Annotated in this window: 21 protein-coding genes; 9 read left to right on the top strand and 12 right to left on the bottom strand. The window is 55.3% G+C overall.

Annotated features, from left to right (window positions below; all coding sequences use genetic code 11):
* Positions 1-166 precede the first annotated feature (166 nt).
* From GJ746_RS23865 to GJ746_RS23850, 4 genes are all read right to left on the bottom strand, one after another.
* A complete protein-coding gene (locus GJ746_RS23865; RefSeq protein WP_154682378.1) occupies positions 167-1,330 on the bottom strand; it encodes a metallo-dependent hydrolase in 1,164 nt (387 codons plus the stop codon).
* Positions 1,331-1,342: 12 nt separating this feature from the next.
* The gene (locus GJ746_RS23860; protein ID WP_154682377.1) at positions 1,343-2,737 is read right to left on the bottom strand and encodes a DASS family sodium-coupled anion symporter; all 1,395 of its coding nucleotides are present in this window, start codon (positions 2,735-2,737) and stop codon (positions 1,343-1,345) included.
* A 66-nt stretch (positions 2,738-2,803) separates the two neighbouring features.
* Positions 2,804-3,502, bottom strand: coding sequence for an RraA family protein (locus GJ746_RS23855; RefSeq protein ID WP_154682376.1), 699 nt, complete (start codon positions 3,500-3,502; stop codon positions 2,804-2,806).
* A gap of 11 nt (positions 3,503-3,513) precedes the next feature.
* Entirely contained in the window at positions 3,514-4,467 is a 954-nt protein-coding gene (locus tag GJ746_RS23850; protein ID WP_154682375.1) for a hydroxyacid dehydrogenase, read from the bottom strand.
* A 343-nt stretch (positions 4,468-4,810) separates the two neighbouring features.
* On the opposite strand from GJ746_RS23850, the gene GJ746_RS23845 reads away from it, so the two are divergent.
* Positions 4,811-5,086 (top strand): LysR family transcriptional regulator, encoded by a 276-nt coding sequence (locus GJ746_RS23845; RefSeq protein WP_154682374.1) that lies wholly within the window; start codon positions 4,811-4,813, stop codon positions 5,084-5,086.
* A 134-nt stretch (positions 5,087-5,220) separates the two neighbouring features.
* On the opposite strand, the gene nikR is transcribed toward GJ746_RS23845, so the two are convergent.
* The 7 genes from nikR to GJ746_RS23810 form a co-directional block, all read right to left on the bottom strand.
* Entirely contained in the window at positions 5,221-5,637 is a 417-nt protein-coding gene (nikR, locus tag GJ746_RS23840; protein ID WP_154682373.1) for a nickel-responsive transcriptional regulator NikR, read from the bottom strand.
* Between the two features lie 5 nt (positions 5,638-5,642).
* Entirely contained in the window at positions 5,643-6,413 is a 771-nt protein-coding gene (gene nikE / locus GJ746_RS23835; RefSeq protein WP_154682372.1) for a nickel import ATP-binding protein NikE, read from the bottom strand.
* Complete coding sequence (gene nikD, locus GJ746_RS23830) at positions 6,410-7,174, bottom strand: nickel import ATP-binding protein NikD (RefSeq protein ID WP_154682371.1); 765 nt, start codon at positions 7,172-7,174, stop codon at positions 6,410-6,412. Before nikD ends, nikE begins: the two co-directional genes overlap by 4 nt.
* A complete protein-coding gene (gene nikC, locus GJ746_RS23825; protein ID WP_154682370.1) occupies positions 7,174-8,007 on the bottom strand; it encodes a nickel ABC transporter permease subunit NikC in 834 nt (277 codons plus the stop codon). Before nikC ends, nikD begins: the two co-directional genes overlap by 1 nt.
* Positions 8,004-8,948: a nickel ABC transporter permease subunit NikB gene (gene nikB, locus GJ746_RS23820; RefSeq protein WP_154682369.1), complete on the bottom strand. Its 945-nt coding sequence runs from the start codon at positions 8,946-8,948 to the stop codon at positions 8,004-8,006. Before nikB ends, nikC begins: the two co-directional genes overlap by 4 nt.
* Positions 8,948-10,516 (bottom strand): nickel ABC transporter substrate-binding protein, encoded by a 1,569-nt coding sequence (nikA, locus tag GJ746_RS23815; protein WP_154682368.1) that lies wholly within the window; start codon positions 10,514-10,516, stop codon positions 8,948-8,950. The genes nikB and nikA overlap by 1 nt, the downstream gene beginning before the upstream one ends.
* Before the next feature lie 849 nt (positions 10,517-11,365).
* Positions 11,366-12,226: a LysR family transcriptional regulator gene (locus GJ746_RS23810; protein WP_154682367.1), complete on the bottom strand. Its 861-nt coding sequence runs from the start codon at positions 12,224-12,226 to the stop codon at positions 11,366-11,368.
* A gap of 97 nt (positions 12,227-12,323) precedes the next feature.
* Between GJ746_RS23810 and GJ746_RS23805 the strand changes: the two genes are divergently transcribed.
* The 8 genes from GJ746_RS23805 to arnF all read left to right on the top strand — a co-directional run bounded on the left by GJ746_RS23805 (position 12,324) and on the right by arnF (position 20,606).
* Entirely contained in the window at positions 12,324-12,830 is a 507-nt protein-coding gene (locus tag GJ746_RS23805; RefSeq protein ID WP_195908884.1) for a phenolic acid decarboxylase, read from the top strand.
* A 397-nt stretch (positions 12,831-13,227) separates the two neighbouring features.
* The gene (gene arnB, locus GJ746_RS23800) at positions 13,228-14,367 is read left to right on the top strand and encodes a UDP-4-amino-4-deoxy-L-arabinose aminotransferase (protein WP_154682807.1); all 1,140 of its coding nucleotides are present in this window, start codon (positions 13,228-13,230) and stop codon (positions 14,365-14,367) included.
* Position 14,368: 1 nt separating this feature from the next.
* A complete protein-coding gene (gene arnC, locus GJ746_RS23795) occupies positions 14,369-15,352 on the top strand; it encodes an undecaprenyl-phosphate 4-deoxy-4-formamido-L-arabinose transferase (RefSeq protein ID WP_154682365.1) in 984 nt (327 codons plus the stop codon).
* The gene (arnA, locus tag GJ746_RS23790) at positions 15,349-17,334 is read left to right on the top strand and encodes a bifunctional UDP-4-amino-4-deoxy-L-arabinose formyltransferase/UDP-glucuronic acid oxidase ArnA (RefSeq protein ID WP_154682364.1); all 1,986 of its coding nucleotides are present in this window, start codon (positions 15,349-15,351) and stop codon (positions 17,332-17,334) included. The genes arnC and arnA overlap by 4 nt, the downstream gene beginning before the upstream one ends.
* A complete protein-coding gene (arnD, locus tag GJ746_RS23785) occupies positions 17,331-18,233 on the top strand; it encodes a 4-deoxy-4-formamido-L-arabinose-phosphoundecaprenol deformylase (protein WP_154682363.1) in 903 nt (300 codons plus the stop codon). The genes arnA and arnD overlap by 4 nt, the downstream gene beginning before the upstream one ends.
* Positions 18,233-19,888 (top strand): lipid IV(A) 4-amino-4-deoxy-L-arabinosyltransferase, encoded by a 1,656-nt coding sequence (arnT, locus tag GJ746_RS23780; RefSeq protein WP_154682362.1) that lies wholly within the window; start codon positions 18,233-18,235, stop codon positions 19,886-19,888. The genes arnD and arnT overlap by 1 nt, the downstream gene beginning before the upstream one ends.
* Positions 19,885-20,223: a 4-amino-4-deoxy-L-arabinose-phosphoundecaprenol flippase subunit ArnE gene (gene arnE / locus GJ746_RS23775; RefSeq protein ID WP_154682361.1), complete on the top strand. Its 339-nt coding sequence runs from the start codon at positions 19,885-19,887 to the stop codon at positions 20,221-20,223. Before arnT ends, arnE begins: the two co-directional genes overlap by 4 nt.
* On the top strand, positions 20,223-20,606 hold the full coding sequence (arnF, locus tag GJ746_RS23770) for a 4-amino-4-deoxy-L-arabinose-phosphoundecaprenol flippase subunit ArnF (protein WP_154682360.1): 384 nt from the start codon (positions 20,223-20,225) through the stop codon (positions 20,604-20,606). The genes arnE and arnF overlap by 1 nt, the downstream gene beginning before the upstream one ends.
* On the opposite strand, the gene GJ746_RS23765 is transcribed toward arnF, so the two are convergent.
* Positions 20,603-21,652, bottom strand: coding sequence for an AI-2E family transporter (locus tag GJ746_RS23765; protein ID WP_154682359.1), 1,050 nt, complete (start codon positions 21,650-21,652; stop codon positions 20,603-20,605). The two genes, arnF and GJ746_RS23765, sit on opposite strands and share 4 nt — an antisense overlap.
* Between the last annotated feature and the right edge of the window lie 47 nt (positions 21,653-21,699).

The raw sequence follows: 21,699 nt of genomic DNA, 5'->3' as shown, positions 1-21,699 counted from the left end.
TGTTGGCCGCTTTCGCTCAGTCGACCGCTTACTGCAGTAGGTGGTTCCGGATTCATCGATGACTGCGTGCTTTGTCCAGCAGTCTCACCGTTTTGTTATGTAGCTTGAATTATCCAGGCTATAAAAGCCTTACGCAAAGGATGGCGTAAGGCTTAATAATTATTGATTAGAAATGCAGGCGGCGGTAGACAATTTGACCGTTGCACAGCGTCGCGCAGTTATCAATGTACCGGTCGCCTTCAATTTTGACCCCTTGAGTATCTTCAAACATGATTTTTTCTTTGCGTAGCTTAATAATGGATATGTCAGCAAAAGCGCCGGGAGCCAGGGTGCCAATTTGCCCCTGCATCTTCATTAAGCGCGCTGGCGTGGTGGTAACCGCGCGCAGGACATCAAAGAAGGACATTCCCATATTAAGATATTTCGACATGACGTGGAGCAGACTGTAGACTTTATCCGTTCGTAAACTATTTCGTAAGGTGAGGTCGGTACTAATGATATCAGGATAGAATCCCTGCTCCATAGCTTTACTGGCAACGTTAAAATCGAAGTGGGCGACGCCGTTTGAACAATCGAAAATAACCCCTCTGGTTTGAGCCTCTTTTATTGCCGAGTAGACTTGACCCTGCTCATCGAGAATCGAGTGACCGGTACCGTGGAAGCAGTGGGCGTAAATATCATCAGCATTAAAATAGCGAATCAGTTCGTCCGCGCAGAGCAAAGAATCGGTAACGTGCACGCAAATAGAAGTATCGAGTTTACGCGCCAGGGAGACCGTAGATAAAAGCGGATCGCTGGCATATTGTTTTCCTTTGGCAATATCCTGACTGTAGCGTAATTTCAAACCCAGAATATTGTCTCGGTTGCTATTCAGCGTTTGAGTAATTTTCTCTTCGTTATAGTTCGCAGGATTCGTATTTTCAAGATAACCCGTAGGCCCGCCTCCAAGAGTGGAAAGGCCGACGTTGACTACGTTCAGGTAGCTTTTTATTTTGGTCATTGAAGTATTCATGACGCTGTTTCGAAACAGCTGATAGTTCACCCAGCCGCTGCTGCCTGCATCCACCACGCTGGTGACCCCGTTGGGCAGGCATATGATATCAGGGTTAACGCTGATGGCGGTTCCACCATGAAAAAAATGGCCATGGAAGTCGATTAAGCCAGGAAGCACGATACAACCTGCGGCATCAATAACCGTTTCGGCCTGTAAATCATCAACGGCATTTAAGTCAACGATACGATTACCGATAATGCCAATGTTACGATTAATATAATCGTGGCTTTCGATATCAGCGACCAGACCGTTTTTAATCAGAATATCCAGTTTCATTTTATGCTCCTGTTAAATGCCGATAAACTTCCAGTAAGGAATACCAATTAAGAAGAAGACTAATACGTTAACTAGTACCATGACGGTCCCCAGCAACCAGAACGTTTTTTGCGGGACATAGCCGCTGGAGAAGGTAAATACGCCAGCGCCGTTGCCATAATGCGTCAGCAATGCGCCGTAGCCTGCGGAGAAGGCCAGAGAAAGCGCCACGTACATCGGATGCGCCTGAGTCGTCATTCCCAGAGTAAAGAGTACCGGATAGAAAGAGACAACAAACGCGCTATTAGAGACGAAGAAGTAGCGGACCGCAAGGCTGATAAAGACCAGCACGGCAATAGCGCTGATTTCATTCAGATGCGACAGGTCGAGATAGTTTTTAATGACGTCGACCAGAAAGACATAGAATCCGCCTTTTGATAGCGCAACCGCGCAACCATAAAACGCACCGTACCAGACGAACGTCTGCCAGGCCGATTTTTCGCTTACCACATCGTTCCAGCTTAGTACGCCGAAAAGCAGCAGGCAGGCGAGGAAGGCCAGGCCGACGGGAATGAAGGCGATACCGGTGAGAGAGCCCGTCATCCAGCCTAATACACCCAGAATAAAGAACACGATCAACAGCTTTTCTTCACGCTTGACCGGACCCAGTTCATTCAGCCCCTTCTCGGCAATTTCGTTGACGTTATCAATAACTTTGAGCTTAGGAGCATAGATTTTATACAGTATCCACGGTGCGAGCAGCAGCACCAGCCCGGCGGGAACAACGGCGGCTTTGAACCAGGTCATCCACTCGAGATTAACTTTCATGATCTCGTTAGCCAGCGACACGGTAATGGAGTTGGTCGCCATCCCCGTCAGGAACAGGCTGGAGGTGCCCATAGAAACGACATACATCAGGATGGTCAGATAGGCGCCTATTTTGCGGCTGCCATCGTCGGGCTTCGAACCCAGCGCTTCGGCGATATTTCTGAATATGGGATAGGTAATTCCCCCCGAACGGGACATGTTTGATCCGGTTGCCGGAGCCAGCACGGTATCCGTGACCATCATCAAATATCCCAGGGTAAGGGTATTTTTACCATAGCGTCTCAGCAGCAGATAGGCGATACGTTTACCTAAGCCAGTAATGACAAACGCTTTGCAAATAATAAATGCGCTGATGATAAACCAGACCATCGGGCTGCCGAAGCCGGCGAAAAGAGGGCCGGGATCGAGAACCAGGGAGGCAAATCCAAGGATTATCAACATAATAACTGCATCAGTAAACGGACGTAAAACCAGCCCGCATAGCATCGCCAGATAAATACCGACCATATGCCAGGTGGGGGCGGAGACGCCTTCCGGATGAGGTATTATCCAAAATAAAACGGGAAAAAAGATAATGGGTAAGAGTTTTAAATAAAGCATATTTGTTACCTTTGCTTTAAAGCCACGGCTCGTCGGAGAGCCGTGGTCTGATATTATTTAATCAAATTAACGATACGTGTCGTCGATAAACTCAACGCCCGATTCATCCAGTGATTTTTTAACCCATTGGCGATTCGCGGTGCCGTTTTTTGCCGCTTCTACTTTATTTGCATCGAATTTTGCATACTCTTTGGCTTTATCCAGCACGGCTTGCGCGTCGCCGAGTGGGATAACAATCACGCCATCCGCATCGCCAACAATCAGGTCGCCGGGGCAAACCGCGACGCCGCCAACGGCAATCGGCGTGTTTACCTCTCCGGGGCCTTGCTTAAAAGGACCCGCGGGGTTGGAACCGGTGGCGAACAAAGGAAAATCGAGAGTCGACAGCGCATCGATATCGCGGATAGGTCCGTCCAGCACGATACCGGCGATTTTCTTCATGTAGTGGGCATAAGCCACCATGATCTCGCCCATTAATGCGCGTGAACGATCGCCTTCGTTGGAGACCACAATGACATCGTTTTCTCCCGCCATATCCAGCGCGGCATGCAGCATCAGGTTATCGCCCGCTCGTGCTTTTACCGTGATAGCAAAGCCCGCCATAATCGGTTTTTTCGGCGAAGAAATACGTTTAATTCCGTTACCCAGCACGGCGATCCGGTTCATTGTGTCAGCTATATTCGCCGCCGGAAGGTGCTCAAATTCTTTAAGAAGATCGACGTTATAGTTCGGACGCTTTAAAAAAATACGGTTACCAATAGTCATGTTTTTTCTCCTTAAAAACCTGGAACCGGCCAGGACGGTTTCTTACCGGATAAAACTTCATCAATGCCAATAGCGGAATGGAGTGAGGCTCTGTCGGTGGCTTCGATAGTGGCGGCGCCTATGTGCGGAGCAATAACGATATTGCTCAGCGCGAAAATTGGATCGTTGGCATCAAACGGCTCTTTCTTTAAAACATCGACGCCGGCGCCGGCAATGGCGTGAGTGCTCAATGCGTGATACAGCGCTTTTTCATCAACCAGTTTTCCGCGCGCGGTATTAATGAAATAGGCGCTGGGCTTCATCATGGAAAACTGTTTCTCACCGACAAAATCGGTGGTTTCCGCCGTGGTTGGACAGTGCAAAGAAACGAAGTCGCTCTCTTTGAAAATACGGTCAAAATCGTCGGTGAGCTCTACGCCTTCAGGGATCTGCTGCTGAGTTTTATACGGATCGTAGGCGATAACTTTCATATTAAAGCCATGCAGCGCTTTTATTGCCACGCGCGAACCAATATTCCCTACGCCAATTAAGCCCAGCGTTTTACCATCCAGCTCCACTTTTGGTGTGCGCAGTTTTGCCCAGTAATAATCTTCCAGCATCTTTTCCTGCACCAGCTTGAAATTACGCGAGCAGTGCAGCATATAAAATATTGCCAGTTCAGCGACGGACATACTGTTAGCAATCGGCGCATTTAATACGACCACGCCGTGTCGTTTCGCTGACTCCAGATCGACCGTATCATAACCGGCACCGTGACGGGCAACGACTTTCAGCTTTTTAGCCGCCTCAAATACGCGATCGGACATTTTTGAAAGGCGTACAATAATCCCGTCACAATCTACGATGTCGCGAATGATATCTTCTTCTTCCATCCCTGAACCGTTAATCAGTTCATAGCCGCGGCTTTCCAGATATGCTCTCCCTTCTGCCATGATTTCCTGTGGGAGTAAAATTTTATACGTCATTTAACTATCTCCAGTGTGGTTTACGAGTAGTTAATTGCATACGCTGTGCCATAAAATTTTCATGATGACTGTTTTGCATTTAACATCATGATAATTATGGGTAATTTATTTATTGTTTTTTTGTTGCAGGCTGGCGTCTGGTGATTCCTCTCACATATTTACTTGTGCCTGTCGTGAGGTTTATTTAATTTTGAAATGCATGAATTGCAAAATTAAATGGAAGCGTTATAGGCCTCTCACTTTTATTTCTTGTGTAAACCAGAGGGCAATTGATTGTTTATTGACAATGTTTTTTTAACCGCTTAAAAAGTGGGGGAGGTTTTTTAGTAAGAGCGCACCGGTGATGAAAAAGTCAGAAGTCGAAATATTTATGCTTATGGTACAGATGGGCGATATTCATCAGGCTGCGCAGAGGCTTGCTACGGATCCATTATTAATAACGGCGAGCATTTGTGCGCTTGAAAATTCTCTGGGTTTTAATCTGATTAAGCGCGGCAGGAATATCAGAAAGGTCATCTTAACGGAAAAGGGGCTTGCTTTTTATCAGCTGGCTCCAGAATTAATGAGATTACTTAACGCAATTGCTGATATTCGACTGGGAATAAAAAAGCCCGGCTAGCGATTTTTCCCGCCAGCGTGTGGCTGAATGAACATACTGATAAATTTGATGTGTCATTCATTTAATCAAATGCGCCGCCTTTTATCATTCAGCGGCTGTTATATCGAGTTCCGTACGTTGCACTGGCCTGCGCTTTATGAGTGGCTTGATGGCTTCTCGTCAGGCAAACACTGCAAATGACCGTGACGTACGCCGCGCTGGGCGATAACGTCATCGGCAAAATGCTGAACGTCGCCCATATCTCCCTTCAGGACGGCAATCTCCAGGCAATCGTCGTGATTAATATGTACGTGCAGGGTGGCGACGGAGAGGTCGTGGTGGTGGTGCTGGGTGGAGACCAGGCGACTGGCTAAATCGCGCTTCTCGTGTTCATAAACGTAGGAGAGAACCGCGAAGCCTTGGGTGCCGTGCTCCTGAGTGGTTTCCTGGGCCAGCGCGCCGCGCAGAATATCGCGGATAGCTTCGGAACGGTTGTTGTAGCCACGGCGCTGGCTCAGGCTATCCAGCGTATCGAGTAAATCGTCATCGAGAGTAATGGTAATTCGTTGCATCTGACTTAAACCTTATTTCGGCGCACGGGAAAGGCGGGAAGTACCGCATTTTGTAACACGCGACCGGCGTCAGAGGAAAAAGTTAATGCGTCGCCCACGGTTTGTATCTCCACGATTTTCCCCTCATCCATCACCAGCACCTGCTGACAGAAACGCTGCACCAGACGTAAATCGTGAGTGATAAACAGGCAGGCGGTGCCGAACTGCTGCTGGAGCTTTTTGAGTAGACGTATGATGCCTGCCTGTATCACAAGATCGAGATTAGAAACCGCTTCATCGAGGATCAGCAGCTTCGGCTCTACCGCCAGCGCCCGCGCCAGGCAGACGCGCTGGAGCTGGCCGCCGCTCAGCTGGGGCGGCCGTTTATCCAACATGCTATCGTCGAGATCCACCGCCCTGAGCATTTCGCTTGCCCGGGACAGCTGCTCAGATTTTTTCAGCGACAGCAGATGGCGCATGGGTTCACGCAAAATCTCACGTACGGTTTTACGCGGATTTACCGCGCCGATGGAATCCTGAAACACCAGTTGAATATCCCGGCGAAACGCTTTTTGTTTAGCGCGATTGAGCCGGGAGAGCGGCTCTCCCCGCCAGCTTACGCTGCCCTCCTTTGGCGTTTCCAGCCCGACGAGCAGGCGCGCCAGAGTGCTTTTCCCGCAGCCGCTGCGCCCCAGCAGGGCAACGGTTTCGCCGCTTTTCAGCGCCAAAGAGACCTCTTTGAGCACCTGTAAATTCATATACTGATGGGTAATTGCAGATACGCTCAGTAACGTCATAGGGCCAGCTCCAGACCATAAAGGGCGAGATGCGCCGCTACCAGACCGCGGGTGATGGCGTGCCGCGGAGAGCTGAATATCGTTGTAACATCGCCCTGTTCTACGAGGCTGCCGTTATCCATCACCGCCACATCGTCCGCCAGCCGCGCCACGACGCCCATATCGTGGGTGACCAGCAGCATCCCCGGCCCGCGGTTTTGCATGATGTCTGCCAGCAGATCGAGAATGCGCGCCTGGGCCACAGCGTCCAGATCGGTGGTCGGTTCGTCGGCGACGATAAACGGCGCATCGCACAGCAGCGCCAGGGCAATCATCATTCGCTGCAGCATACCGCCGCTCATCTCAAACGGATAAAGCTTCAGCACGCGCTGCGCCTCCTCCAGCCCAACGGCTTCGAGGACCGCGATAAGCGTGGCGTCGTCTGAGGGTTTACCCAATGCCCGGCAAGTTTCCCGCGCATGGGTCGCCATGGTGTGCAGCGGGTTAAAGGCGCTACGCGGGTTCTGCATAACGGTGGCGATTGTACTGCCGCGCAGTTTGCAGGGGGAAACCGGCTGGCCGTCAGCAAGAATCATCCCCGCCGTCTGGCGTACGCCGGAGGGAACAATACCCAGCGCCGCCGCGCAGGTCAGCGATTTCCCACTGCCGCTACCGCCTACCAGCGCCAGCACGCGTCCGCGTTGGATCGTCAGCGAAACGTTATGCACCAGCGAGCGTTCGGCACGTAAGGTAATGTTTTGCAGTTCAATTCGTTGCGGCATCAGTGGGCATGCTCCGCGATCAAATGAGGATCCAGGCGATCGCGCAGCGCGTCGCCCACCATGTTGAACGCCATGACGGTGATAAACAGCGCCAGTCCCGGCCAGAACATTTGCAGCGGCTGGGTCCAGATATACTGGCGGGCATCGTTAATCATCACTCCCCATTCGGCGGTTGGCGCGGTGACGCCAAGGCCGAGGAATGACATCCCGGCGACGTGCAGCATCATATGGCCGATATCCAGCGTTGCCAGCACCAGCAGCGAGGGGATCACCGCTCCGGCAAGATGGTCGATAAACACCCGAATATGGCCCGCACCGGAAAGCCGGGAAGCGAGGACAAACTCGCGCTGGCGCAAAGATATCGTCAGGCTGCGCACCATGCGTGCGTACCACGCCCAGTGCGACAGGGCGATGGCGATAATCACGTTGGTCAACCCGGTTCCCAGTACTCCGACCATAAAGAAAGAGAGGATCGAGGTCGGGAAGGTCATAAACATCTCCGCGACGCGCATGGTGGCCTGATCGACACGGCCGCCGATAAGCCCCGCGCTGCCGCCAACGATTAAACCCAGCGCCAGAACCAGCAGCAGGCAGGCCATCACTGAACCGAGCGATACGCGGGGCGCCGCCAGCAGGCGCGAGAAGATATCGCGACCCAGATGATCGGTCCCCAGCCAGTGCTGACCGTCAGGGGGCTGCAGGCGCGAAGGCAAATCAATGACCTGTGGGTCATATGGCAACCACCACTGGCTGGTGAGCGCAATGACTGCCAGCAGGAAGATGATGATCAAAGAGATACGGACGGACCCGCGTGAAGAGAGGAAAAAGTTCACGAATGCGCTCCTTCATGGTGGCGAATACGCGGATCGAGCGCGGCGTTCAGCAGGTCAACAAGCAGGTTACAGACTACAAAAACAATCACCATCATCAGGGTAAAACACTGAATGACCGGGTAGTCACGGTTAAAAATTGCCGAGACGGCGTAGCGCCCGACGCCGGGCCAGGCAAAGATATTCTCAATAATCATTGTGCCGCCAATCAGCTCGCCGATGTGCATCCCGACGGCGGTAATCATCGGCAGCGAGGCGTTGCGCAGAATATGACGACGTTCGGTCTGCTTCTCGTCCAGGCCGCGCAGGCGCGCCCAGGTGACGTGACGCTGCCCGGCGACCTCCAGCATGCTGGCGCGCAGCAGACGGGCGTTGATCGCCAGCGACATAAAAGCAATCGACACCGCAGGCAGAACGATATGCTGCCAGCCGCCGTAGCCCATTGCCGGCAGCCATTGCAGGTAAACCGAAAAGAACATCACCAGCAGGAAAGCCAGCCAAAAGTTGGGCATCGACACGCCGAGGAAGGCGATAACCCGCACAATGAAATCCGGCAGGCGGTCGCGGTGGCGCGCCGCCCAGATACCGAGCGGGACGGAGGTAAGCAGGATCAGCACCAGCGCGGCCCCCGCCAGCTGTAGCGTGGCGGGCAGGAAGCTGAGCATATCATCCAGTACCGGGCGCTGGGTGGCGAACGAGACGCCGAAATCCAGATGCAGCGCCTTCCACAGCCAGCTGCCGTACTGCACGATAAGCGGCTGGTCCAGTCCCAGCATGACGCGAGTGGAGGCGACCATCTCCGGCGTTGGCGGCAGGTTTGACAGACGTAGATAGTCAAGCGCCGGGTCACCGGTTCCCAGACGCAGCAGGAGAAAGATAATCACCGAGGCGGCGAAAATCATCGGAATCAGCAGCAGAATACGCCGCAATACATAATGCAACATCAGGGTTTCACCGGCTTAATCTGTTCGAAAGGAATTTCAGACGCAATCGGCGCGTAGGGGATCGCGCCCAGCTCCGGTCTGGCCACCACCATCATCGAGACGTAGCTGATGGGCAGGTAGACCGCATCGTTGTGCAGGCGGGTCAGAATATCGCGATACAGCGCCTGGCGTTGCGTTTCATCGGTGGTTTCCAGCACCTCGCTAATCTCTTTATCGATAACCGGTTTGTCGGCTAAACCCTGCTGCGCCTGAAAGTCGGCGTGCGACGGAACGCGCATCGAACTCATAAAGGCATGCGGATCGTACGGCGCGCCCCAGGTGCGGTTGAAAATCATGCCGAAGCGGCCATCGCGCTGGCGGGCGTAAATACTGCTCTCTTCCTCGCCGACCAGCGCCACGTCCACGCCAACCTGGCGCAAATCGGCCTGGATGATTTCCGCCATCGATTTACTCAGGGCATCGGTGCCGATAAAAGACAGTTCAATACGCAGCGGTTGGCCATTTTTCTGACGGATATCTTTTCCTTCAGGTAGCGTCCAGCCCGCTTTTTCCAGCAACGCCTTCGCCTGCTGTGGATCGTAGCGGCGCGGCTTGAGGCCAACGTCCGCATAAGGCACGGTGGGGGCAAATAGCGTATCGGCAACCTGCTGGGTGCCGTACAGGGCGTTATCGATCAGCGATTGTTTATTTATCGCGTGGTTCAGCGCTTCGCGTACCGATAGCTCGTTGGTTGGGGCTTTGGCGGAGTTCAGCGCCAGCATTACCGTCTCTATTGGCCGGGAAAGCTGGGTACGGTAAGCCGGGTTGTGGCTGAAGCGAGCGAAGGTGTCAAGCGGCAGCAGCCCTTCGTTGCCGTAGAGCAGGTCGATATCGCCGGTTTCAAAGGCCACCGCGCGGGTGGTCGGGTCGGGGATTACTTTGACGGTGATCTTTTGAATTTGCGGCTTTTCACCCCAGTAGCGGTCGTTACGCACCAGCACGTCGTATTGGTTCAGCTTTGACTCCTTCAGTACCCACGGACCGGTGCCAATCGGCGCTTTAATGCCGTGCAGGGTTTCATTATCTTTGAACTGCGACGGGGCGATAAAGCGGAAAGGGCGCGGCAGGGCCAGCTCTTGCAGGAACGGGTAATAAGCGCTTTTCAGGGTGATTTGCAGCTGGTTTTTGGCGAGCGCTTTAACGTCGACGATTTGATTAACCAGCTCCAGCCAGGCGTGGCGCTGGCGGTTATCGAGCACCACGCGGAAGTTCTCCGCCGCCGCAGCGGCATCAAACGCTTCACCGTTGGAGAATGTCACATCATCGCGCAGGGTAAAGGTCCAGACTTTACCGTCATTCGAGTGGGTCCAGCTTCTGGCCAGCCAGGGTTTTACCGAACCGTCCGCCTGATATTTTACCAGCGGCTCATAAACCATGCTCTGGGCGAACATCTGGTTGGGGGTGTAGAGATGAGGGTTGAGCGGTCCCACGTTGACCGGCCACGCGGTGGTGAGCTCATTGGCGACGGCGTTAGCCAGTAAAGGGGCGCAGGCAAGTAGCGCCAGCAGAGTGGTGCGGATGATAGACAAGGCTTTTTCTCAGCGACAGGAAAGTATGACGATTTTAATGATTCATCATACTTTCGGCGTAAGCTGGATCAATATAGGGCCTGAAAGTATAAGAAAACGGTATATCTCTTTTGGCTGTATAAGATTGCGAACCCGCCTGCGGCCTGGCTAAGCGTAGCGCAAGCCGGGAAGCACCTGCTTCGGCATATCTCCCGGGAGCAGAGCGCAGCGTGGCAGAGTTTCCCGGAGGCGATGCTGCGCATCTGTCCGGGCTACCGGCCTGCAGACGGTGGTGACCCTGTGGCCCGGGCAAGGCGCTTTGCGCCGCCCCCGGGAGCAGAGCGCAGCGTGGCAGAGTTTCCCGGAGGCGATGCTGCGCATCTGTCCGGGCTACCGGCCCGCAGACGGTGGTGAATCTGTAGCCCGGGCAAGGCGCTTTGCGCCGCCCCCGGGGGCATGGCGCAGAGAGGCAGAGTTTCGGAGGTGATGTTGCGCATCTGTCCCGGCTACCGGCCTGCAGACGGCGGTGATCCTGTAGCCCGGGCAAGGCGCTTTGCGCCGCCCCCGGGGGCAGAGCGCAGAGTGGCGGAACTTCCCGGAGGCGATGCTGCGCATCTGTCCGGGCTACCGGGCCGCAGACGGCGGTGAATCTGTAGCCCGGCAAGGCGCTTTGCGCCGCCCCCGGGAGCAGAGCGCAGCGTGGCGGAACTTCCCGGAGGCGATGCTGCGCATCTGTCCGGGCTACCGGCCCGCAGACGGCGGTGATCCTGTAGCCCGGGCAAGGCGCTTTGCGCCGCCCCCGGGAGCAGAGCGCAGAGTGGCGGAATTTCCCGGAGGCGATGCTGCGCATCTGTCCGGGCTATCAGACCTTCAGGGCGTTCTGAACAGATCCAGCAGCATGGCGACCTGCTCATCGATGGGCGTTAAATCACGCTTAACGATCAAATGCAGCGGTGTGGCGCGCCGTGCGCCGTGGCCCAGCGGCAGCGCCTTTAGCAGCCCCTGTTGGAGCTGCGGGCGGATGCGTTCTTCCGGCAGCCAACCGAAACCAACCTGATACAGCACCGCGTCAATAGCGGCATCAATAGTGGAAAACGTCCACGCATCGCGCGCGGACTGCGGATCGTTGTTACGGTCGGCGATGCGCACCAGCGGCCAGGGGGCCAGCGCGCTATCGTCCAGCGGTCCCTCGAGGTCCGAGAGGGGGTGATCGCGATGGGCGACGGCGACAAAATCAATATTCATCAGCCATTCGCCGCGACCGGTAATATCCTGGCGGCGGGTCAGGACCATCACGTCCGCTTCGCTGCGCGCCGGGTGTTCTTCTTCAACGTTTTCCAGCACTTCGGTCAGCCTGACCTGCGTCTGCGTATAGCGCTGTTGGAACCGGCGCAGGATGGCGAATAATCGTTCGCGCGGAAAAATGCTGTCGACCACCAGGTCCAGCCGGGTTCGGACACCGTCGCGCAGGGTAGCGGCGTGGGTTTCGACATAGGCGAAAGCTTGCAGCAGCGGCTTCACCTGGCCGAGGAGCAGCTCGCCCGCCGGGGTCAGCACCGCGCGACGGCCAGATGGCGTGAGCAGCGTGACGCCGAGGCGCTCCTGCAGCAGCGCGAGATTATAGCTAACCGATGACTGACTGCGGTGGGTCTCTTCCGCCGCCTTCACGAAGCTACCCAGCTCGACAACCTTTTCCAGCAGCGCCCATTGCTCCAGAGTCGTTTTGTGCATAATTAATCTAAAAAGTGAATTGATTTAATCCAAACATAGCGTTATTCATCCATTTTTTAAAGCAGTATGCTTCTTCTCAACAAACAGAGGAGAACAGATTATGAGCACTTTCGACAAACATGACCTGAGCGGTTTTATCGGCAAACATCTGGTTTATACCTACGATAACGGCTGGAACTACGAAATTTACGTTAAAAACGCCACCACCCTTGATTACCGTATTCACAGCGGTATCGTCGCAAATCGTTGGGTGAAGGACCAGCTGGCTTACATCGTGCGCGTTGGCGAGAGCATCTATAAAATTTCCTGGACCGAACCGACCGGCACCGACGTGAGCCTGATTGTTAACCTTGGCGACAAACTGTTCCACGGCACCATCTTTTTCCCGCGTTGGGTGATGAATAACCCAAAAAAAACCGTCTGCTTCCAGAACGAACATATTCCGCTGATGATTTCTTACCGTGAAGCCGGTCCTGCCTACCCGACTGAAGTGATCGATGAGTTTGCTACTATCACTTTTGTTCGCGATTGCGGTGCGGATAATAATGAAGTTATTAATTGTCCGGCTAATGAATTACCTGACAACTTTCCTGCCAATCTGTAATTAATTCGATAAAGTGTGGTGCTGAGACTGGATTTTTTATATCGCGTAAACCATGTTTAAAGATGGTTTATTGGAATCTGGTTTAACTTCCGTTTACTTTCCGTCAGGGCGTTTCCGCTATTTCTTCGCAGTTGGGAACGCCACACCTCTTTTTAGTACGCCATATTTTCTTTTATCTTCATGATTTTAAAAAAGATTGTGGTGAATATCTAATTAATATTAATTTCTTAATATTATCCTAAGCAAACCTGACTAAATTTAATAACATCTGAATTCAAAGTAATGAAACGCGCTATCGGGCCGATCTCGCTTTCATTTTCATTTTGTTTAAGTCAGCAGGTGCAGGATATTTCATATCGACCCGTCTTCGACGGGTCATTTACAGAGCAGGAACATGATGAGCGATTTTTTGCCGTTTTCGCGCCCGTCGATGGGCGACGCAGAGCTGGCTGCGCTGCGTGAAGTTTTACAATCAGGATGGATCACCACCGGACCAAAAAATCAGGCGCTGGAAGAGGCGTTCTGCACGTTAACCGGCAACCGCCACGCCATTGCCGTCAGTTCGGCGACGGGCGGTATGCACGTCACGCTGATGGCGCTGGGTATCGGCGCGGGCGATGAAGTTATCACCCCTTCCCAGACCTGGGTCTCCACGCTGAACATGATCTGTCTTCTCGGCGCGACCCCGGTGATGATCGATGTTGATCCCGATAACCTGATGGTTACTCCCGAAGCGGTTGAAGCCGCGATCACCTCACGAACCAAAGCTATCATCCCGGTACACTATGCGGGCGCGCCGGCGGATATCGACGCCATTCGCGCTATCGGCGAGCGTCACGGCATTCCGGTGATTGAGGATGCCGCCCACGCGGCGGGAACGTACTACAAAGGCCGCCACGTAGGCTGGCGCGGCACCGCCATTTTCTCGTTTCATGCGATCAAAAACATGACCTGCGCCGAAGGCGGTCTGGTCGTGACCGACGACGACGAACTGGCCGCGCGCATTCGCAGCCTGAAGTTCCATGGTCTTGGGGTTGACGCCTACGACCGTCAGACTCTGGGCCGCGCCCCGCAGGCGGAAGTTATTTCACCGGGGTTTAAATACAACCTTGCGGATATCAACGCCGCGCTGGCACTGGTACAGCTGGATAAGCTTGCTCACGCCAATCAGCGTCGCGCCAAAATTGCTCAACGTTATCTGAGCGAGCTGGCAGACACACCGTTCCGTCCGCTGGTCTCGCCGTCGTGGCAGCATCAGCATGCCTGGCATCTGTTTATTATCCGCGTTGACGAAGCCGTTTGCGGCATCAGCCGCGATGCCCTGATGGAAAAACTAAAAGCCATGGGGATCGGCACCGGCCTGCACTTCCGCGCGGCGCATACGCAAAAGTATTACCGCGAGCGTTTCCCCGAAGTTTCATTGCCGCATACGGAATGGAACAGCGCGCGCATATGTTCCATCCCTCTGTTCCCGGACATGACCGATGACGATGTCACTCGGGTGATTTCCGCTCTGCACCAGCTGTCAGGACGTTGATATGTTTAGCTATCCTCCCGTGAAAAAGGTCTCTGTTGTTATCCCTGTTTATAACGAACAGGAGAGCCTGCCGGAGCTTATTCGCCGCACCGACACCGCCTGCGCAACGCTCGGACGCCAGTATGAAATTCTGCTGGTCGACGACGGCAGCAGCGATGAGTCGGCGCGGATGCTGACCGAAGCCGCCGAGGCCGAAGGCAGCCATGTGGTCGCGGTGCTGTTGAACCGCAACTACGGCCAGCATTCGGCGATTATGGCGGGCTTCAGCCATGTCACCGGCGACCTGATTATTACCCTCGATGCAGACCTGCAAAACCCGCCGGAAGAGATCCCGCGTCTGGTGGAGAAGGCCGACGAGGGCTATGACGTGGTCGGTACCGTACGTCAGAATCGTCAGGATACCTGGTTTCGAAAAAGCGCGTCGAAGATGATCAACCGTCTGATTCAGCGCACTACCGGTAAAGCGATGGGCGACTACGGCTGCATGCTGCGCGCCTATCGTCGCCATATCATCGACGCGATGCTCAACTGCCATGAGCGCAGCACCTTTATCCCGATTCTGGCGAACACCTTTGCCCGCCGGGCGGTTGAGATCCCGGTGATGCACGCCGAGCGCGAATTCGGCGATTCCAAATACAGCTTTATGCGCCTGATTAACCTGATGTACGACCTGGTGACCTGTCTGACCACCACGCCGCTGCGTCTGCTGAGCCTGTTCGGTAGCGCCATCGCTCTGCTGGGCTTCGCCTTTGGCCTGCTGCTGGTGGTGCTGCGCCTGGTGTTCGGTCCGCAGTGGGCGGCGGAAGGGGTGTTCATGCTCTTCGCGGTGCTGTTCATGTTTATCGGCGCCCAGTTTATCGGTATGGGCCTCCTTGGGGAGTACATCGGCCGCATCTATAACGATGTTCGCGCCCGTCCTCGCTACTTTATTCAACGTGTTGTTCGCCAGCCGGAAACGGCATCTCAAGAGGAAGATCGTTCATGAAAGCCGTAGTCTTCGCTTATCACGATATGGGTTGTGCAGGTATTCAGTCTCTGTTGGATGCCGGTTATGACATCGCCGCCATTTTTACCCATCCGGATAACCCTGGCGAAAACCATTTCTTTGGCTCCGTAGCGCGTATTGCCGCCGAGCAGGGCATTCCGGTATGGGCGCCGGAGGATGTGAACCATCCGCTGTGGATCGAACGTATCCGTGAGATAAACCCTGACGTGCTGTTCTCGTTCTACTACCGCAACCTGCTGTGCGATGACATCCTGAATATTGCCCCGCAGGGGGCATTTAACCTGCATGGTTCACTGCTGCCGAAATATCGCGGTCGCGCGCCGCTGAACTGGGTGCTGGTGAACGGCGAAAGCGAAACCGGCGTCACGCTGCATCGTATGGTTAATCGTGCCGATGCCGGCAATATCGTGGCGCAGAAAAGCGTGGCTATCGGCGCGGATGACGCGGCGCTGGCCCTGCACCGCAAACTCTGCGCTGCAGCGTCCGATCTTCTGGCTCAGGCCCTGCCGGCAATTCGCGACGGCAAAATCGAAGAGCGAGCGCAGGATGAAAGCCAGGCGACCTGTGTGGGCCGCCGTACGCCGGAAGATGGTCGTCTCGACTGGGAAAAATCGGCTCAAACGCTGCATAACCTCGTGCGTGCGGTTTCCGATCCGTGGCCAGGCGCGTTCGGCTATGCCGGGGCGAACAAATTTATCGTCTGGAAGTCCCGCGTACGTGACGATCTACCTGCCGCCAAAGCGGGGACAGTACTTTCCGTCACGCCGCTGGTCGTCGCCTGTCAGGAAGGGGCGTTAGAAATCGTCACCGGGCAGACCGAGCACGGCGTATATATGCAGGGTACGCAGCTGGCGCAGGCGCTGGGGTTGGTTGCGGGCGCGGTGCTGAGCAGCAAACCGGTAGTGGCGATTAAGCGCCGTACCCGCGTGCTAATCCTCGGGGTGAACGGCTTTATCGGCAACCACCTCACCGAGCGTCTGCTGCAGGACGACAACTACGAGATTTACGGACTGGATATTGGATCAGACGCCATCAGCCGCTTCCTCGATAACCCGCGCTTCCACTTCGTTGAGGGCGATATCAGCATCCACTCCGAGTGGATCGAGTACCACATTAAGAAATGCGATGTGGTGCTGCCGCTGGTGGCGATTGCCACGCCTATTGAATATACCCGCAATCCGCTGCGCGTCTTTGAGCTCGATTTTGAAGAGAACCTGAAGATTATCCGCGACTGCGTGAAATACGATAAACGCATCATCTTCCCGTCGACTTCTGAAGTGTACGGTATGTGTACCGATAACAACTTCGATGAAGATACCTCCAACCTGGTGGTCGGTCCGATCAACAAACAGCGTTGGATTTACTCGGTCTCTAAGCAGCTGCTGGACCGCGTTATCTGGGCCTATGGCGATAAACACGGCCTGAGGTTTACCCTGTTCCGTCCGTTCAACTGGATGGGGCCGCGCCTCGATAATCTCAACGCTGCGCGCATCGGTAGCTCCCGCGCTATCACTCAGCTGATCCTCAACCTGGTCGAAGGTTCGCCGATCAAGCTGATTGAGGGCGGCAAGCAGAAGCGCTGCTTTACCGATATTAGCGACGGTATCGAAGCGCTGTTCCGCATCATTGAGAATAAAGATGACCGCTGCAACGGGCAGATAATCAACATCGGCAACCCGGATAACGAAGCGAGCATCAAAGAGCTGGCGGAAATGCTGCTGGCCTGCTTTGAACGCCACCCGCTACGCGACCGTTTCCCGCCGTTTGCCGGTTTCCGCGAAGTTGAAAGCAGCGATTACTACGGTAAAGGTTACCAGGACGTTGAGCACCGTAAGCCGAGCATTCGCAACGCGAAGCGCTGCCTGAACTGGGTGCCGACGGTGGAAATGGAAGAGACGGTAGAACACACCCTGGACTTCTTCCTGCGTACGGTTGAGCTGACGGACGACAGTAAATCATGAAACAGGTCGGCTTACGCATAGATGTCGATACCTTTCGCGGTACGCGGGACGGGGTTCCGCGGCTGCTGACTCTGCTGAGCAAGCACGGGATTCAGGCAAGCTTCTTTTTTAGCGTCGGGCCGGACAACATGGGGCGTCATTTATGGCGCCTGGTAAAACCGAAATTCCTGTGGAAGATGTTGCGTTCAAAGGCCGCTTCGCTGTACGGCTGGGATATCCTGCTGGCAGGTACTGCCTGGCCGGGGCGCAGGATTGGCGCGGGAAATGAAGGGACGATCCGCGCCGCCGCGCAGGCTCATGAAGTTGGCCTGCACGCCTGGGATCACTATAGCTGGCAGGCGTGGAGCGGCGTCTGGCCGCAGGAAAAGCTGACCCTGGAGATTGAACGCGGGCTGCTGGAACTGGAGCGGATCATCGGTCGCCCGGTGACCTGCTCCGCCGTTGCCGGATGGCGCGCCGATCAGCGGGTCATTAAAGCCAAAGAAGCTTTTGATTTCCTCTACAACAGCGACTGCCGGGGAACCGCCCCTTTTCTGCCGCAGCTTGGTAACTGCGTTTTCGGGACCGTGCAGATTCCGGTGACGTTACCTACCTGGGATGAAGTGGTAGGCAGCGCGGTAGATAGTGCGGGCTTCAATCGCTATCTGCTTGATTGTATCCACCGCGACGCAGGGACCCCGGTCTATACCATCCATGCCGAAGTCGAAGGGATTGCCTTCGCGGAACAGTTTGATGAACTGCTGACTTTGGCCGCTCAGGAAGAGATCCAGTTTTGCCCGCTAAGCCAGCTGCTGCCCGCCGATTTCAGCGTGCTGCCGCGAGGCAAGGTGGTACGTGGTGAACTGGCCGGCCGGGAAGGCTGGCTTGGGCGTGAACAATTACTGAATTCGGGTGTTTGATGAAAAGCATTCGCTATGGCGCCTCTCTGGTCGCCCTTTTTGTCCTCTACTATTTACTGCCGCTCAACTTCCGTTTGCTCTGGCAGCCCGACGAAACCCGCTACGCGGAGATCAGCCGCGAGATGCTGGCGACCGGCGACTGGATAGTGCCGCACTTCCTCGGACTGCGCTATTTTGAAAAGCCGATTGCCGGATACTGGATCAACAGCATTGGCCAGTGGCTGTTCGGCCATAATAATTTTGGCGTGCGTTTCGGTTCGGTCTTCGCTATCACCGTCACCGCGCTGCTGGTAGCCTGGCTGGCGTGGCGTATCTTCCGCGACAAACGTCTTGCTATCCTGTCGCCGGTTATTTTTCTGAGCGCGCTGCTGGTTTACGGTATCGGCACCTATGCGGTGCTCGATCCGATGATCACCATGTGGCTGGCGCTGGCGATGTGCAGCTTCTGGGGCGCAGCGCAGGCCCAGAGCCATAGCGGTAAAATCCTCGGCTACGCGTTACTTGGCGCGGCCTGCGGCATGGGCGTTATGACCAAAGGCTTCCTCGCCCTGGCGGTGCCGGTGGTCGGGGTGCTGCCGTGGATAATTGCGCGTAAGCGCTGGCGCGAAGTGCTGACTTACGGCTGGCTGGCGGTGGGCGTTTGCGTGCTGGTGGTGCTACCGTGGGGACTGGCTATCGCTAAACGCGAGCCGGACTTCTGGCGCTACTTCTTCTGGGTTGAGCATATTCAACGTTTTGCAGAAAAAGATGCTCAGCATAAAGCGCCGTTCTGGTACTACATTCCGTTCCTGATTGCCGGCAGCCTGCCGTGGCTGGCGCTGCTGCCGGGAGCGATTAAGCGCGGCTGGGCCGAACGCGATGAGTCGCGCGGTGCGCTCTATTTACTCGGATGGGTGGCGATGCCGTTCCTGTTCTTCAGTATCGCTAAAGGAAAACTTCCGACCTATATTCTGCCCTGTTTCGCACCGCTGTCGATTCTGATGGCGCGCTACGCGCTGGATGCGGCAAAAGCGGGAGCGAAAGCGCTGAAAATCAACGGTGCGATTAACCTGGCCTTCGGTCTTATTGGCCTGGTCGCCGTGCTGGTAGTTTCACCGTGGGGCTTTATGCACAAGCCGGTATGGAGCCATATCGAGCTGTATAAGTGCCTGCTGGCGGCGATAATATTCGGCTGCTGGGCGTTAATGGGCTGGTTGGCGATGAAGGATAACGGTCGCCGCTGGACTCTCGCCGCCTGCTGCCCGCTGGGGCTGGCGCTGCTGGTGGGGTTTGCTATCCCGGATCGGGTTATCGACAGCAAGCAGCCGCAGTTCCTGGTAGATATCGTCAGCGAATCTCTGACGCCGAGCCGCTACGTGTTGACCAACAACGTTGGCATTGCCGGCGGGCTGTCATGGGAGCTCAAGCGCAGCGATATCATTCTGTACGACAAACAGGGTGAGCTGAAATATGGCCTGTCCTGGCCGGATGCGCAGGACCAGTTTGTTGATAAACAGCATTTTGCTGACTGGCTGGCGGAGCACCGCCAGCAGGGCCCTGTATCGCTGGTTCTGCTGATGGATAAAGGAGAGACGATGGCCGATTTATCGTTACCGACACCAGATAGCTCCTATGAGCTGGGGCGGGTCGTGTTTATCCAGTATTTGCCGCAATGAGCGTCTGGATCTGTCTGGTTTTCGCCAGCTTACTGAGCTGCGCCGGACAGCTGTGCCAGAAACAGGCTACCCGCCCGTCCAAATCCGGACGGCGCGGGCATCATATCCTCGGTTGGCTGGGCTTAGCGCTGCTCTCTCTGGGCTGTAGCATGCTGCTGTGGCTTAGCGTGCTGCAGTCGATCCCGGTCAGCATTGCCTATCCCATGCTGAGCCTGAACTTCGTTTGGGTGACGCTTGCGGCATGGGGGATCTGGCGCGAACCGGTGGCGCGCCGCCACTGGCTTGGCGTGGGGCTGATTGTCGTCGGGATCGTTATTCTGGGGAGCCGCGTCTGATGGGTTTAGTCTGGGCGTTACTTAGCGTCGGTCTGGTGAGTGGCGCGCAGCTGCTGCTGCGCAGCGCGATGGTCGAACTGCCGCCGCTGACGGATTTACTCACCTTTCTCAACCATCTGCTGCATCTGCGGGCGGGCACTCTCGGCCTGGCGTTCGGCCTGTTGGGTTATCTCCTGTCGATGGTCTGCTGGTACTTCGCCCTGCATCAACTGCCGCTGGCGAAGGCCTATGCGTTGCTGAGTCTGAGCTACATTCTGGTCTGGGCCGCCGCCATCTGGCTCCCCGGCTGGCATGAGCCTTTCCACTGGCAATCGCTGCTCGGTGTGCTGCTGATTGTCGCCGGGGTGCTGACTATCTTCTGGCCGGTAAAGCGGCGGGGCTAGCCCGGTAGCCTGCTTTTCGGCCGTCCGGGCCCGAGCAGGATGGCTAACTTGCTGCCGCCTTTGGTGGTTTCCATCCATATTTTACAGACGCTGGTTAACGGCACCGACAGCAGCATCCCCACCGGGCCGAGCAGCCATCCCCAGACCAGCAATGAAAGAAAGACTACCAGCGTCGACATCCCCAGTCGGTGGCCCATCATGCGCGGTTCGAGAATATTACCGATAATCATATGCACGACTAAAAAGAGCGCGCCCACCAGCAGGCATTCATAATAACCGTTGAAGAGTAGCGCCTGGATCATTGGCGGGACGGCGGAAATCACCGAGCCAATGTTCGGCACATAGTTCAGCAGAAAAGCCAGCACGCCCCACATCAGCGCAAACTGAACGTCCATCAGCATCAGCCCTAACCAGATAATCACCCCGGTCCACAGGCTGAGCAGCGTTTTCAGCGCCAGATAATGCGAAACGCCTTTCAGGGCCCGGTGCAGACCGGCGATATGGATTTGCGGGTTATTGAGGGCAAAGCGGAGTTTATAAGGCACATGGCGGACTTCAAAAAGCATAAAGACCACGGTCATGACCAGCAAAATGACGCTGGCCATAGCGCCAGACAGCCCGGTCATAAGGACGGTTGTGAAGGTCATCAGCTTGTCAGAGTCCATGCGTTGCAGCATACGCTCCGGGGACATGTGGATATGCAAAAACGGTAGCATCTCCTGCAGCCGCAGGACTTTCGCCGTCAGCTCTTTATTATACTTCGGCAGCATGGCAACGAATTCGTTAACCGACGCGGCCAGTACGCCAATTAACGCGGTGAGCACGATCAGCATCACCACCACCACGATAGTAATGGCTACCGGGCGACGGACGCCGCGACGAATAAACCAGGTGACCAGAGGGTTGAGGACTATAGCGAAGAAAAGCGCCAGGAGTAGCTGCACGATGATATCTGCTGCGGCATGAATACCGGCGAGGATAACCACCAGCGATGCCAGTTTGAGCAGAATATGCATGCCCGTTTTATCGGGCTGAGGGGTTGTCATTCACTCTTCCTTTCTATGATTTTGATTAAGTGTAGCGGCTGGCTTGT

The sequence above is a fragment of the Klebsiella oxytoca genome (assembly GCF_009707385.1).
Lineage (GTDB): Bacteria > Pseudomonadota > Gammaproteobacteria > Enterobacterales > Enterobacteriaceae > Klebsiella > Klebsiella oxytoca_C.
Note: the sequence above shows the minus strand (reverse complement) of the source record. Positions and strands in the feature narration are given on the sequence as shown.

Coding starts and splice junctions, on each gene's coding strand:
- nikB (WP_154682369.1), bottom strand. CDS start 8,948: ATGTTGCATTATGTATTGCGGCGTATTCTGCTGCTGATTCCGATGATT.
- arnE (WP_154682361.1), top strand. CDS start 19,885: ATGAGCGTCTGGATCTGTCTGGTTTTCGCCAGCTTACTGAGCTGCGCC.
- GJ746_RS23845 (WP_154682374.1), top strand. CDS start 4,811: ATGAAAAAGTCAGAAGTCGAAATATTTATGCTTATGGTACAGATGGGC.
- GJ746_RS23850 (WP_154682375.1), bottom strand. CDS start 4,467: ATGACGTATAAAATTTTACTCCCACAGGAAATCATGGCAGAAGGGAGA.
- GJ746_RS23855 (WP_154682376.1), bottom strand. CDS start 3,502: ATGACTATTGGTAACCGTATTTTTTTAAAGCGTCCGAACTATAACGTC.
- arnA (WP_154682364.1), top strand. CDS start 15,349: ATGAAAGCCGTAGTCTTCGCTTATCACGATATGGGTTGTGCAGGTATT.
- nikR (WP_154682373.1), bottom strand. CDS start 5,637: ATGCAACGAATTACCATTACTCTCGATGACGATTTACTCGATACGCTG.
- nikE (WP_154682372.1), bottom strand. CDS start 6,413: ATGACGTTACTGAGCGTATCTGCAATTACCCATCAGTATATGAATTTA.
- arnB (WP_154682807.1), top strand. CDS start 13,228: ATGAGCGATTTTTTGCCGTTTTCGCGCCCGTCGATGGGCGACGCAGAG.
- arnD (WP_154682363.1), top strand. CDS start 17,331: ATGAAACAGGTCGGCTTACGCATAGATGTCGATACCTTTCGCGGTACG.
- arnC (WP_154682365.1), top strand. CDS start 14,369: ATGTTTAGCTATCCTCCCGTGAAAAAGGTCTCTGTTGTTATCCCTGTT.
- GJ746_RS23810 (WP_154682367.1), bottom strand. CDS start 12,226: ATGCACAAAACGACTCTGGAGCAATGGGCGCTGCTGGAAAAGGTTGTC.
- GJ746_RS23860 (WP_154682377.1), bottom strand. CDS start 2,737: ATGCTTTATTTAAAACTCTTACCCATTATCTTTTTTCCCGTTTTATTT.
- GJ746_RS23865 (WP_154682378.1), bottom strand. CDS start 1,330: ATGAAACTGGATATTCTGATTAAAAACGGTCTGGTCGCTGATATCGAA.
- nikD (WP_154682371.1), bottom strand. CDS start 7,174: ATGCCGCAACGAATTGAACTGCAAAACATTACCTTACGTGCCGAACGC.
- arnT (WP_154682362.1), top strand. CDS start 18,233: ATGAAAAGCATTCGCTATGGCGCCTCTCTGGTCGCCCTTTTTGTCCTC.
- arnF (WP_154682360.1), top strand. CDS start 20,223: ATGGGTTTAGTCTGGGCGTTACTTAGCGTCGGTCTGGTGAGTGGCGCG.
- GJ746_RS23765 (WP_154682359.1), bottom strand. CDS start 21,652: ATGACAACCCCTCAGCCCGATAAAACGGGCATGCATATTCTGCTCAAA.